This window comes from Paenibacillus wulumuqiensis (assembly GCF_000971965.1).
Lineage (GTDB): Bacteria > Bacillota > Bacilli > Paenibacillales > Paenibacillaceae > Saccharibacillus > Saccharibacillus wulumuqiensis.
Window position 1 is genome coordinate 1 of the sequence record NZ_LAQP01000018.1, and the last position, 13,355, is coordinate 13,355.

The 13,355-nt window shown below is 50.1% G+C and carries 8 protein-coding genes; 3 read left to right on the plus strand and 5 right to left on the minus strand.

Annotation, left to right across the window (positions count from 1 at the left end):
* Positions 1-749: 749 nt before the first annotated feature.
* Both WH45_RS20045 and WH45_RS20050 read right to left on the minus strand, forming a co-directional pair.
* Positions 750-2,543, minus strand: coding sequence for a sensor histidine kinase (locus WH45_RS20045; protein WP_046216208.1), 1,794 nt, complete (start codon positions 2,541-2,543; stop codon positions 750-752).
* A gap of 49 nt (positions 2,544-2,592) precedes the next feature.
* On the minus strand, positions 2,593-4,173 hold the full coding sequence (locus tag WH45_RS20050) for a response regulator transcription factor (RefSeq protein WP_046216209.1): 1,581 nt from the start codon (positions 4,171-4,173) through the stop codon (positions 2,593-2,595).
* Positions 4,174-4,655: 482 nt separating this feature from the next.
* Here WH45_RS20050 and WH45_RS20055 point away from each other — a divergent pair, with 482 nt between their 5' ends.
* The gene (locus tag WH45_RS20055) at positions 4,656-5,033 is read left to right on the plus strand and encodes a YidH family protein (protein ID WP_046216210.1); all 378 of its coding nucleotides are present in this window, start codon (positions 4,656-4,658) and stop codon (positions 5,031-5,033) included.
* Positions 5,034-5,116: 83 nt separating this feature from the next.
* On the opposite strand, the gene WH45_RS20060 is transcribed toward WH45_RS20055, so the two are convergent.
* On the minus strand, positions 5,117-6,430 hold the full coding sequence (locus tag WH45_RS20060; RefSeq protein WP_046216211.1) for a diguanylate cyclase domain-containing protein: 1,314 nt from the start codon (positions 6,428-6,430) through the stop codon (positions 5,117-5,119).
* Between the two features lie 359 nt (positions 6,431-6,789).
* Here WH45_RS20060 and WH45_RS20065 point away from each other — a divergent pair, with 359 nt between their 5' ends.
* Both WH45_RS20065 and WH45_RS20070 read left to right on the plus strand, forming a co-directional pair.
* The gene (locus WH45_RS20065; RefSeq protein ID WP_052723884.1) at positions 6,790-8,055 is read left to right on the plus strand and encodes a hypothetical protein; all 1,266 of its coding nucleotides are present in this window, start codon (positions 6,790-6,792) and stop codon (positions 8,053-8,055) included.
* Complete coding sequence (locus WH45_RS20070) at positions 8,052-11,225, plus strand: DEAD/DEAH box helicase (protein ID WP_046216212.1); 3,174 nt, start codon at positions 8,052-8,054, stop codon at positions 11,223-11,225. Before WH45_RS20065 ends, WH45_RS20070 begins: the two co-directional genes overlap by 4 nt.
* Before the next feature lie 131 nt (positions 11,226-11,356).
* Here WH45_RS20070 and WH45_RS20075 read toward each other — a convergent pair whose 3' ends face one another.
* Together WH45_RS20075 and WH45_RS20080 are read right to left on the minus strand one after the other, a co-directional pair.
* Complete coding sequence (locus WH45_RS20075; RefSeq protein WP_046216213.1) at positions 11,357-12,031, minus strand: hypothetical protein; 675 nt, start codon at positions 12,029-12,031, stop codon at positions 11,357-11,359.
* A gap of 342 nt (positions 12,032-12,373) precedes the next feature.
* Positions 12,374-13,201 carry an endonuclease/exonuclease/phosphatase family protein gene (locus WH45_RS20080; RefSeq protein ID WP_046216214.1) on the minus strand — a complete coding sequence of 276 codons (828 nt, stop codon included), beginning with the start codon at positions 13,199-13,201 and terminating at the stop codon, positions 12,374-12,376.
* Positions 13,202-13,355 lie beyond the last annotated feature (154 nt).

Here is a 13,355-nt window from a genome sequence, read left to right on the forward strand (position 1 = left end):
TTGTTCAGTTTTCAAAGATCAAAGTCTTTTTCATCGTCGCCGTGTCTCTCGGTGACAACTTTTATATCTTATCATGTCGGCAATCATCTGTCAACAACTTTTTTTGAAGAAGTTTTTGATGATGATTCAGCACATGGTGCTGTGTGCTTTCATGATGACCGGCTATTTCTTGGCCGGAATTAGAGTATAGCATGTGCGTATTTTTATTGCAACACCTTTTTTGAATTAATTTTATACTCTCTATTTCTGACTCTTTTTCTGTTGATGATTCAGCTTTTAGAGCTGCTTCGTTTAGCTGTCAAAGCTGCTTCTTAAATAATAAGGCATTCATTTCCTGCATGTAATAAATCGGTTCGATGTCCAATATGGTTTTCACAGAAGAACTGTGTTACATAGACTCTACTCTCATTTGTTGGCTTGTACTCTATTATAATCTGCCTATCACCCTCGGTTTGCTTATACCACTCTTCTGCTGCATATCGCTGTAGTATTCTTTTATGGATTAGCTATGCAGCATTGTGCTTTCACTTCAGGGTGGCAAGCAAAATAGCAGTGAAGCTATTATTACATAGTAAGTTGTTATGACTACGCGATATAAGCGTATATAAAAAGATACATCCACTTTGCTCTTCCGGCAAATCAAAGTGGATGTATCTTTTTATTATTTCTATAATGCTAATTGACGGATAGCTCCCGTATTCCTTCTATATACTGTAATTCCATATTTCTTATTATCCATATTCTGCTCTCTATTGCTGTTCAACAATCAGGGGCAGAGTGATTTTGACTTTGGTGCCTTCTCCTTTTTTGCTGGAGATGGTGACGCCGTATTGTTCTCCATATAGAAGAGTGATGCGATGGTGTACATTCTGGATGCCGATTCCGGTAAACAGCTGGCGTTTGCTTTTCGGATTAGGCAGTACGCTTTGCTCGCCCTGTTCGAGGCCTTCCATGCCGTCTCCATTGTCGACCACTTCACAGACGAGCGTATCCTCCAGCCTGGAGACGAGGATATAGATCACTCCGGCACCTTTTTCATTAAAGGCATGGAAAAAGGCATTCTCGATAAACGGCTGGATAATCAGCTTGGGTACATGATACTCCATGCAATCCGGGGAGACAAAGTAATTGACCTGTACCTTGTTGCCATAGCGCACATGATTGATGAATACATAGTTCTTCATATTATTCAGTTCCTGCTCGATGGTGATCGTCTCGCTGACGTTGCTGATCGTATTCTGCAGCAGCGAGATTAGCGCGTTGATCGTCTCAGCGGCGGTATCCTTGTTGCCTTTTTGCACCAGCATCTTGATCGATGCCAGAGTATTGTACAGGAAATGAGGATTGATCTGCCGCTGCAGGGCAGCCAGCTCGGCATTGCGCTGTTCTTTCTGTGTCTGGAGCAGACGGGCAATATAATCGTTCAGTTCATCGAGCATATAATTAAATGCACGGCTCAGCTCCTGCACTTCATAGCTGCCGGTCACATGCACATAATTGCCAAAGTCCTTTTCCGTAATGGTCGACATCTGGCGTACCAGCCGGGTCAGTGACTGGGTGAGCCGTCTGGAGATCAGGAAGACGGTCAGCAGCGCCGCCATGACGATGCCGATACAGATCAGCGCAATATCCCGCACATTGACGATCTGACCGACAGCATACTCGCGGTCGATCATATTGACCAGGTAGATATTATAGGACGGGATATAGTTGGACAGGATGATATGATTTTTGCCCATCACGTCAGCATTTTTATAATTGAGCTTTTGCTTGTTAATTTCTTTGGCATAACCGAGCAGATCCGGGGAAAAGGTGCCTATCAGCTGCTCCTGATTGCTGGAGATGATCCGGCCATTGGCATCCAGGATCAGCACATCGCTGCCGGTACTCGTAAAGTTACTATAGAAGCGTTTGAATTCCTGCTCCTTGATCGCGATATAAATGGTACCGTACAGAAATCCGCTGGTGCGCTCCATTAAGGCTTTGGAGGCTACGATATATCTGTCCTTGAGCATTCGGGACTGAGCGGATTCTTCATCATACTGGTACATCAGCCGCTTTGGTTCGGCTATTGTGCGTTCGGTCAGCTTGCTTTTGGCCAGTTGCGCCGGATCGACCGGCCAGTAGGACCAGTCAGACGAGTAGCTGCGTCCATTGACACCGCTCACGATTATGCCTACATCATAAGCATCCACGTTTGACTTGATCTGCTTCATCTGCTGTCCCATGGCGAAATAGGAGCTGGACATGGTAATGGAGTCGCTCTCTCCGCTGGTCAGGTAATTTTTGACGGTGCCGTTCTGGGAGGCATGGCTTACTCCATTTACAATCGAATCGTTAAATGATTCCATGCTGCTCTTGATCTGATTAAGCACTTTGGAATTGGTAATGCTGAATGTCTCTGTGAACAATCGTTCCGACATTCGTATCGTCACCAGTGAGGTTAGCAGGCAGACGGCGATAATGCTGACAACCATCACGATAAACAATTTGAAAAATAATCCCTGCTGCTCAAACCGGAGCACATATTTCTTCCAATTCATCTGGCTTCACACTCATTTTCTGTTCGGGTATGCGACGGCAGGCGGCAGGTCAGCCACGTACATGTTGACGGCGGTACTGGCTCGGGGATAATCCAGTCCACTTTTTGAATACTTTGGTGAAATAGCTGTGATCCGAATAGCCGACCTTGCCGCTGATCTCGGAAATGGAATAACTGTCGGTGCGCAGCATCTCGGCAGCCTTTTCCACCCGGATCTTGTTGAGATGCTCGCTGAATCCTTCCTTGGTATGCGTCGTGAAGTAGCTCGACAGATATGACGGATTGAAATGAAAATGCTGTCCCAATCCGGTCAGGCTAAGCGGCTCTGCATAATGTTCCTCGATATACTCCAGCAGCATCTTCATATTGGCACTGCCATTCTGGGAGGAACGGGACTGAATCTGCAGACTCACCCGATCCAGAAACTCGTTCAATACCGCCACAGTGGCCTCTACATGAACAGCATCGTTAATTTCCCGGAAATAGTCATATTTCTCTTCATCCAGCTGCTTGACGTCATAATCCTGGTTGCCCAGCAGCGTAATAATATTAAATATAATGTTGCCGAGAAAGGATTTGAGCTCGAACGGTGTGGCTCGGTAATTGCCGGCCATCGCCTGGACATAGGTGCCCAGCTCGGTAAATGCCGACTCAAAGTTCTCGCGCCGCATCTCCTCGGCAAACTGCTTCAGATTAAACGCTCCCGGAAGCGATACAGGTTCACCCAGCTCCGCTTCGACCATAAGTATTCGCTCCGGAAAATAAAAACGATATTCCAGCAGTTTGACCAGCTGATGGTAAACGACTCCCAGCTGGTCAATACGGGTAAAGGCCTCGCCCATCGCCCAGGCTGTCTGCTGCTCCTCCGCTCCCTGCGCCTGGGCAAGCTCCCGAATCTGCGCAGTCATAAAGTTCTCGTCACCCGAATTCATATTTAATAGAAATATAATCAGTTGAGGATCAGCTGCTACCGGGCGAAAACTGACCGGTACACCGGCGGACTCGATACATTCAGCCAACCGGCCGCTAATGGCGGAGACATAGCTGCTTTTTTGCTGCAGGGTAAGTTCGCTGCCGGATGTACGCAGCTGCTGTGGCTGAATGCCGACCAGTGTATAGCTGTTATATGGAAAATGAATGGCGATCATCTCGGGGTCATAGTCCATCTCGTATCCGGCAACCAGCTTCTCGATAATATGATCGACAGTTACCTGCTCATCGTCGGCCGCTTCGTCATAGGCAATGGAAGGGATGCGCCGGGCAGTCTTTTGCAAAACCTGCAGCAGCTCCTGCGTCTCCAGCTTGGGCTTGAGAATATAGTCGGCTACCCCACTCTGGAACGTGGAGCGCACATAGCTGAATTCCCCATAGCTGCTGAGCACGATCACTTCAATCTCCGGGTAGTTCTGCTTGACGATCCGGGTGAACTCCTCGCCGTCCATAACCGGCATTACGATATCCGTAATGACAATGTGAGGCTGCAGCTCATCGATCAGATCCAGTGCTTCCCTACCGTTGGAAGCTTCGCCGATAATCTGAAATCCATATTGTTCCCATACCAGATAATGCTTGATTCCCTGACGGACCAGCACTTCATCATCTACGATCAATATTTTGCATAATTCTTTCATTCAGACACTCCCTATATCACCAGATGCCTCGGTTGTACGTTCGATTACGAGCATGCCGAAAATTCCTGTTTATCTGCGGATCGCTCTGTCTATATGTCTGCAGCACTCACTGTACTGCAGTGTAATATGCACTTCGTCATATTGATAGCGTTTACATTATAGCTGTATCCCAAATGTCTGATTTTGTCTTTTTATGCTATCACATAATTCATATTTACGGGACAAAATGTTTTGCGTAACCCGGTTATGGGCAGGCGAATATGCTGCATTCGCAGCTGCTGATTTCCATGAAATTTTCACCTCATTGAAGCTTGTCCTAGATAGAGCAGCAGTCTTTATGATCAATGCATTGTCATACAAATCCATTTTACGGTTAAACATAATCTATATATGTATTCAGCCGCCTTTACTTCGCTTATCATACCAGAATGGAAAGCTTCGGGAAAAGACGCCGTTATTACTATAACTAAGGAGCGATACGTATGCCTGATTCCTCTCACACCGAACCGGCCAACGAATCGAAATATACCCAGCAGCACCTGGCCAATGAACGAACCTATCTCGCCTGGATTCGCACCAGTCTCGCCATTCTCGGCATCGGCTTTCTCGCACCGGGACTGACCTTTCGCTCGGAAATGTTTGCGCACACCGGTCATCTGATCGCTTCGATCGGCGGGATCGGTGCCGTGCTGATGGGCGGCTGTGTCTTCGGCCTTGCGACACACAGCTATTTCCGCAAGCGGCGCGGTATTAACAACGGGAGCTTTCAATCAACCAGTGTGCTGATCTGGTTTGTCGTGGCGGCGCTGGGATTCATCATGATCCTGCTGATTATGCTCGTTATTCTGATGCTGCTGTAACGATATAGAGTATAGAGATGCAGCCAATGATCCGGCCTACATTACAAAACCGCCAGCATATCATACTCTGGCGGTCATCATGCTTATCTATGATCTTTGTAAAAGCGTACCTGTCCCCGGCCGCATCGCTTGGCATTATATAGCGCCTTGTCGGCATAACGCAGCAGCTCTTCCGCCTCTACTCCATCCTGCGGATACACCGCTACTCCGATTGAAGATCCTGTCACAACCGGCTGCGATTGAAGCATCCATGGCTGCTGAAGATGCCAGCATATCCGGTTGGCGATTTCTTCAATGCAGCTGCGTGTTGTAATCAACGGCAAAATAACCACAAATTCGTCGCCACCAATCCGGGCAATCGTGTCCATGGGTCCGAGCTCTCCAGCTATACGCTTCACCAGCTGTACAAGCAGCTCATCACCCGCTTCGTGTCCCAGCGTATCATTCACTTCTTTGAATCGGTCAATATCCAGATAAAGAACTCCCAGCAGGGTTCCATTATCAATTGTGGTCTGCATATCCTGATGCATCTGGCTCACCAGATAGCGGCGGTTGGGCACACCGGTCAGCGGGTCCATATAGGCAAGCGAGCGCAGCTGCTGCTCATGATTTTTACGCTCCATAATGTTACGGGATACGATTAGCACATAATCGGTATCTTCTCCGCTGCGGGCTACATAGGTCATATTCATTTCAAACCAGATATAATGCCCTGATGCATGACGGTAACGACATTCTTCCTTGAGGTGGGCAGCACGTTCAGCCACAACCTTTTCAAAAGAGGCAATAAAGCGGTCGAGATCCTCCGGGTGCAGCATCGAAAAGCGCTCCTGTTGATAAAACTCCTCAGGCGAATAGCCCAGCATCGACTCCAGCGAAGGGGAGACATACTGAAGCCGCCGCTCCGGGGTCATCATGGTAATGACATCCGACATATTCTCGGCGATCAGTCTGTACTGTTCCTGGCTGGCGAGCAGTGCTGCTTCTGCCTTTTTGCGTTCGGTTACGTCCCGGCTCACGATGACCAGCCGATGCCGATTGCCATATTCATCGAAAATGGGCGTCTTCATGACTTCCCATATGCGGTGTACACCGTCAGGAGCAACAAATGACTTTTCGACCAGCAGCGGTGAGCCTTTGGCCCAAGCCTGCTCATCCGTTTGATGATTGTATTCGAAAATCGCCGTATACTGCGGGCGGTAACGGGCGATCTCCAGATCGGTACGATTCAGATAATCTTCCAGCTCCAGACTGTAAATATCCATAACCAGCTTATTGCATACGAGCCAGCATCCCTGTCCGTCCTTGAGCACGATAAATTCGGGAATCAGATCGATCAAGGTACGCAGCTGGGACTGGTCGTTCAGGCTGGAAAGCAGCGACTGGTGAAAATCCATATGTTATCCTCCTTTCAGATGAGATAGCAAACAGGGATGCGGCACAATCATCGCCTTCCCTGGTGAACCCCTATCTTTCCGTATTATTTATCCATTACAAGATATATCGGCTTCAAAGGTGAATATTGAGAGAACAGCGCTAGTTTAGAAGGGATTTTGGCAAAATTTTATGATGTATATGTCACATTATGATCAAAATGGAATTCCACTGCTGCTCTCTGCCCTGTACAGCAGTCATATCAACGATACCCATTGAAGAACAATTACATATTTTTATCAGATCACACCAATTTCATAACTTTCCAATGATATAATAAGGGGATATTAATTCCGACTTTATTGCAGGAGAAATGAACCCTATGGAACCTAGAGATACAACACATACAGATGCCGCTTTGCATTCTGATGGACACTCCGTCTCTATCTGGCATCAGCAGATGCAAAAGCAGCTAATTCCGCTGGAAGACAATATTCGCAATGTTCACTATACCGAGCAGGCGCTGCAGTTGCTGCTGCAGCATCAGCCAGAGCTGTCACCGGCAGCACAAACCCTATACCGGCTCAATGTACTGCTGCTGATCTATCGCAGCGTCATGCTGCCTACCCACAAAATTACCGGCTCCACTCCGCTCTCGCTCGGCTACCATACCCGGCTCGCAGTGACCGAAATGCAGAACCTGCTGGAAGCCCAGCTCACCCAGCCGCTGCCTGCTCTGCAAAAAGAGCAGGATAATCGACTGCTCACCGATACACTCTCGTATATCCGGCGCGAAATGCTGGCGGAAGTTCGGGATTCGTATGCGCTGCTGTCCTGCTACTATCGGTTCTGGCGCAGCTGGGTTCTCCCGCTGGATCGTGGACAGCAGCTGCTCGGCGCGGAGCTCTCTGCACTGGAACAGTCTGTTCCTCAGGAAGAGCCGCAGATGGGTATACGAAGAGTCAGCAGTTCATTTGAAGCTACATTGCTGCTGGCGCAGAGCTATATTTATTTCCAGCTGGGACAGGACGATCAGGCACTGGAGACGCTGCAGCAGGCTGCAGATCGGCATGACTTTTATCCCGAACGGCTGCCGGATGTACTCGCAGAGCTGGAGCAGGACGAGCAGTGGCCGCGCATGGTCAAATGGCTCATCGCGCTCGCTCCGATTCTGCGGCGGCAGTACTCGGATCTGCACCGCTACGGCGACTACTGGGAACAGGCAATCCGCCATCAGCCGGAAGCGGAAGGCCACATGTGGACCGTACTGGAGAGTCTGCTGCCGCTTGGCGGACGCCTTTACGAAGATAAGCTGCTGGAATACGGCAAATGGCAGCAGTGGATGGATTATCAGCTCTCCTCGGGCAAGGACCCGGCGGGTTACAAGGTGACCGAGCTAAAGCCGCTGGAAATGAATGCCCCGGAAATGCTTCTGCCCTTTTACCATCAGGCGGTGGAGCGTCATATGGCCCAGAAAAACAGGGACGGCTACAAAGCGGCAGTGAAGCTGCTCAAACGCCTGTCCAAACTATACAAAAAAATCAAACAGGAAGAGCGCTGGGAACAGTTCATGGAGCAGTTCACCGGACGGCACAGCCGCCTGCGCGCTCTTCAGGAAGAATTACGGAAAGGAAAACTGATTCCATGAGCCATTATTTGCAAAATATCACGATACAGGCGGGGATCAGCGAATACGGCGATGCTCTGATCTACGGTTCCAAAGAAGCGTACGGATTCGTCCCGGCGATGTATCTCAAGCATCTGCTGTTTGCCTGGCACGAGCCTTCCTTTTACGGTACAGAGCTTCAGGTGGAACATACGCCGGAGGTGGAGTTGATCATTCTGCCTGCGGAGCAGGTGATCTCGTTCTTTGCCGATCAGAAGCTGCTGCATCATGTGAACTGGCAGTGGGAAGGCGATGCCGCCCAGCTGCGTATGCTGGCTCCCTATCTGCTCTCCAGCCTCGACAACAAAAAGTATATGCCGAGCCTGACCGCCTACCGCCGCGGCAAACTGCAGTGGCAGTGGGATACGGATGAAGTGATCAAATCCGCCGGACGGAACCGCCAAAAGGCTGAAATCCAGACGATACTGAAAGAAGCGGATAACAGCTTTCTGCAGGGATTGCAGGCGGCGTTCTCGGCATCGGTATTTGAACGTTATTACAATAATGAAGCGGAAGCCGCAGATCTGCGCCGGGAATATCCGCAGTTATTTGACCGGAATAACAGCACCGCCGGGCTGGATGAGAATACCTGGCTCGTATCGATCGGCTGGAAAAGCGATACAGCTCCTTTCCGTCCGGCACTGCAACTGCTGGAACCCGAGGATACGAACAGCGGCTGGCGGCTGCGATTGGTACTGCAGGACAAAGCGGACGAGACCCATCTGGTACCCGTACGGCTGGAAATGAACGGCCATGCGGAAGGCGATTGGCCGGCGGGATGGGAACATCATGTGCGTGATCGCTCTGCCGGCTGGCGAGAGCAGCTGCGTGCGGTTCTGCCAGTGACGCAGTTTGCGACATCCGATGATATGATCGGCCGAACGCTCAATAATGAACAGGCGTGGCGCTTCCTGTCCCAGTACAGCAATCGGCTGCTGCAATCCGGCTGGCTGGTGCTGCTGCCGGCGTGGTGGGAAGCTGCCCGGCGCAAGCGGCCGAAGCTCAAAGCCAAGGTCAGCGAGGACGAAGAGAAACGCACCGGCAAATCATTCTTTGGACTGGATGCGCTGATCGACTTTGACTGGCGGGTCTCGATTGGGGAGACCGAGCTGACCGAAGAAGAATTCGCCGAACTGGCGGAGAAACAGGAGCGTCTCGCCCTGTTCCGCGGCCAGTGGATTGTACTCGATCCGGAACTGCTGGAACAGATTCGCCGCGCGATGAATGGAATCGACCGGCGGCGCGGGCTGTCCTTTCAGGATGTACTGCAGCTGCATCTAATGCGGCAGAGCCGTGCTGCCAAAGAGGAAGAAGTCGAAGCGGAAGAAGAAGAGAACCAGCGGATCGAGATCGAAGTGGAGCTGAATGAACATCTCGCCGGACTGATCAGCCAGATCAGCCAGCAAAATGACATGCCTCTCATCCCGGTGCCTGCCAGTCTAAACGCCCAGCTGCGGCCGTATCAGCAGGAAGGATTCTCCTGGCTGTCGTTCCTGCGTCGGTTCGGACTCGGTGCCTGTCTCGCCGACGATATGGGTCTCGGCAAAACGATCCAGCTGATCACCTATCTGCTGCATATCAAGGAAGATGCCGCTTCCGAGACGCTGCGGCTGTCCCGTCTGCTGAGGGAGACGGCTGAAGAAGAAATGCGGCATACCCAGCTGGCAGCGGCAGCAGAAATCACGCCTGTCTCGGATGAAAAAGAGCTTATCAGCAAGATGACCGATGCCGAACCGGTAAACGCAGTCGGCAGCCAGCAGACCATGGATACAGACCCAGCTGCATCTGCTGCCATGCTTCAGGTCAGCCCGGCGGTATCCAATCCGACCTCACTGGTCGTCTGCCCGACATCGGTTCTCGGCAACTGGCAAAAGGAAATTATGCGCTTTGCCCCATCACTTAAGGTCGCACTGCACTATGGCAGTAAACGCTTGTCCGGTGAAGCCTTTCACCGATTGGTTAACGATCATGATGTAATCCTGACGTCATATGCCACCGCATCGCTCGATCAGGAGCTGCTGCAGGGGGTAACATGGGCAACCATCTGTCTGGATGAAGCGCAAAATATCAAAAATGCCCAGACCCGCCAGTCCCAGACGGTACGCAGTCTGTCGGCATTGCACCGTGTCGCACTGACCGGTACACCGATCGAGAATCGGTTGGCCGAATTGTGGTCGATCTATGACTTTATCACTCCCGGCTATCTGGGCAGCATGAAAGGATTCCAGGACCGGTTCGCCCAGGCCATTGAAAAAGAGCAGGACGAGCAGCGAACACTGGATCTGCAAAAGCTGGTCAAGCCGTTCATGCTGCGCCGGACGAAAAAGGACCCGAATATCCAGCTCAATCTGCCGGAGAAAAACGAAATGAAAACCTACATCAATCTTACGCCGGAGCAGGGTGTTATGTACGATCAGGCGGTCAACCAGCTGATGCAGCATATGAACGATCTGGAAGGCATGAAGCGCAAAGGCGCGATCCTGTCTGCACTGACCCAGCTCAAGCAGATCTGCGACCATCCGGCACTGCTGCACACCCGCGTCCAGACACCGGACCCCGATGCGCCGGAAGTAGAGGATGTACCGGAAGATCTGGATGCGCTGGTCAGCCGCTCCGCCAAGATGGAAAGGCTGCTGGAAATGGTGCGCGAGCTGCGCTCCAAAGACGAGAAATGCCTGATTTTCACCCAATATATCGGTATGGGGCAGATCATTCAGCGGGTACTCAGCGAAGATCTGGGCGAATCGGTACTGTACCTGAACGGCAGTACTTCCAAAACGGCACGCGACCGGATGATCGAGCAGTTCCAGTCTCCGGGCGAACCGAATATATTCATTCTGTCTCTCAAGGCAGGCGGCGTCGGCCTCAATCTAACCGCCGCCAATCACGTCTTCCACGTCGACCGCTGGTGGAACCCGGCCGTAGAGAATCAGGCGACCGACCGGGCATACCGAATGGGCCAGACCCGGGATGTACAGGTACACAAGTTCATCTCTCTCGGGACACTGGAGGAACGCATCGACGAGATGCTGGAAAGCAAACAGCAGCTCAGCAACAATATCATCTCCACATCGGAAGGCTGGATTACCGAGCTGTCCAATGACGAACTGCAGAGCCTGTTCAGTCTGCGGCGCGAGTGGGTTGAGGTATAAAAAGTTAAAGGCATCTACAATTGAGTTTGCAAAAACGAATATGCAAAAAGCGTGATTTGTTCAGGAGAACAAGCACGCTTTTTTTACTTTATACGCATAGCCCAAAATGAAGATGTATTTACTCCTGATTGTCAGTTCACCTTAATCTGACTGGCTACATAGAGTAGCTGCTCCATAGTCGCGTTGCCACCAGCATTGTTTACCGCATAAAAGTAATCGTTTGTAAAAAGGAACACTTGTCTGCGGATATGATTCGTTTCTTCCGTAAGCACATGATGACCGTTGATCTCCAACTCGGTAAGCACGGTTGCCGGATCGTCAAAGCCCTTTTTCCACGCTTCGATCGTTACCGGCTTGCCGTTGGTACCTTCATTAAAAGATTGACTGACACGTATCTCTGATTTACCGTCTTGAAGTCCGTATGTAATTGTTACTAGTTGATTATCCTTGCCGGTGATTCCTCCATGAGTGCGCTTGAGCACAGTAATCGGATTGTCAGGATCATCCTGATAAAGTGAGCTGTTTTCTGCAGAAGTTGATCCTTGCTTGTTTGCCAAATTTGTCGGAATATTCAGCTTATAATCGGCGGTCACATTAAAATATACCGGCAGCGGGACATTGGAATCAATCATATTCGGGTAACGATCCGACTTTACGACCGGTGCCGTATACGTCTCGACCTGCTGCCGCGGAGCATGTGTCACCTGCTGCATCTCGGCTGCAAATGAATGGGCATAGACAAATATCGTTATTCCGCTTATCACTATTCCTGAGGTGAGTGAAATGATCCATTTTTTATTTCTCATTAATTATTCTCCTTTATCTTCGATGTAGTCGTATTTCATGCGGCTATTGGCGTATAAGACAATTTGATTTTACCATAAAGTACCATTTTGGTATCGTTTTTCTATTACATTACATTTACAATAGGGATCAAAAAATGGCAGCTTTATTAAAGAAGGCTTTCTCTTTAAGCAACATCCATCATTGCATTAAGAAAAAGCCTTCTTTTATTTGTATTTGTTTATTTGCACTTAGTATTCACTTTTCGTTCAGTGATTCGGAAAGACGGGGATCACGAGGAAGTCCCTTTTATCGGCGCTTGATAGCTTTATAAGAAAACTCACCGTTCTTTCTTTTCCCATGCCTTAAATATCCACCACAGCCATCACACCAAAATGGTCCGACACCACTGCACCATTCACACCGTTAAGAGCGACATGCGAAGATTGCACCTGTACAGGGCGGTTGGCATAAATGTAGTCGATCCGCAGATTGCGCGCATTGCCTTCCCAGCCGGCGATGGATTTGACGACAGTGTGGCCATCGTCTTTGACGGATGCGGCTGTGTAGGTATCGTGCCAGATCTGCTTCATCATATAATCGTACCCTTCGCCGCGAATCTCGGCTACATTGTTGAAGTCTCCGAGGAAGAACAGCAGTTGATCCTGATACGGCTCCAGCAGCTTCTCGGCTTCATCCCACTGCTGGCGGAACGGCTCGATCTCATCATTCCACCAGCCAAAGTGACCGTTCACCAGCCAGACTGGCTGTCCGGACTGCTCGGTCTGCACAGCCAGGATTTTGCGGGTTTTGGAATTGTTGTAGTCCTGCAGCTGAGATACATGTCCATACATATGATCAGTCAGCGGTGTTCTCGACAGAATCGCCAGCCCCTCGTCCAGTTTGCGCTGGGAAGCGGAATGCACGGGAATCCAGGTCCAATAATAGTCCACATCCAGCTGCTGAAGCAGCACATACGCATAGTTATCCCTGCGAATAATCGTCTCGGGATCTGCGGTGTAATACCGTCCCAGATCATGCTCGGCTACCACTTCCTCGGCAGCCAGCTGGTTCACTTCCTGCATCGCAATGATGTCAAACTGCTGTTCATTAATAAAGGCAGCCAGCTGGCCGATCTTCTCCAGCTGATTCTCTTCGTGCCAGGCATGGGTGTTCAGTGTAAGTAATTTCATTGGTTTCTCTCCTGTTTGGCCGGTATCGTCTTGCCAGATAATCTGTATGTATCCACTATACCATATGCCCTTACGGCTCCTTTTATAAAAAAGGTACTTTCGGCATGCTGCCGGGTCGTTCAATAGTAAAGAAGTACACAGCAAATTCGCCAGA

Coding starts and splice junctions, on each gene's coding strand:
- WH45_RS20070 (WP_046216212.1), top strand. CDS start 8,052: ATGAGCCATTATTTGCAAAATATCACGATACAGGCGGGGATCAGCGAA.
- WH45_RS20050 (WP_046216209.1), bottom strand. CDS start 4,173: ATGAAAGAATTATGCAAAATATTGATCGTAGATGATGAAGTGCTGGTC.
- WH45_RS20065 (WP_052723884.1), top strand. CDS start 6,790: ATGGAACCTAGAGATACAACACATACAGATGCCGCTTTGCATTCTGAT.
- WH45_RS20075 (WP_046216213.1), bottom strand. CDS start 12,031: ATGAGAAATAAAAAATGGATCATTTCACTCACCTCAGGAATAGTGATA.
- WH45_RS20045 (WP_046216208.1), bottom strand. CDS start 2,543: ATGAATTGGAAGAAATATGTGCTCCGGTTTGAGCAGCAGGGATTATTT.
- WH45_RS20055 (WP_046216210.1), top strand. CDS start 4,656: ATGCCTGATTCCTCTCACACCGAACCGGCCAACGAATCGAAATATACC.
- WH45_RS20080 (WP_046216214.1), bottom strand. CDS start 13,201: ATGAAATTACTTACACTGAACACCCATGCCTGGCACGAAGAGAATCAG.
- WH45_RS20060 (WP_046216211.1), bottom strand. CDS start 6,430: ATGGATTTTCACCAGTCGCTGCTTTCCAGCCTGAACGACCAGTCCCAG.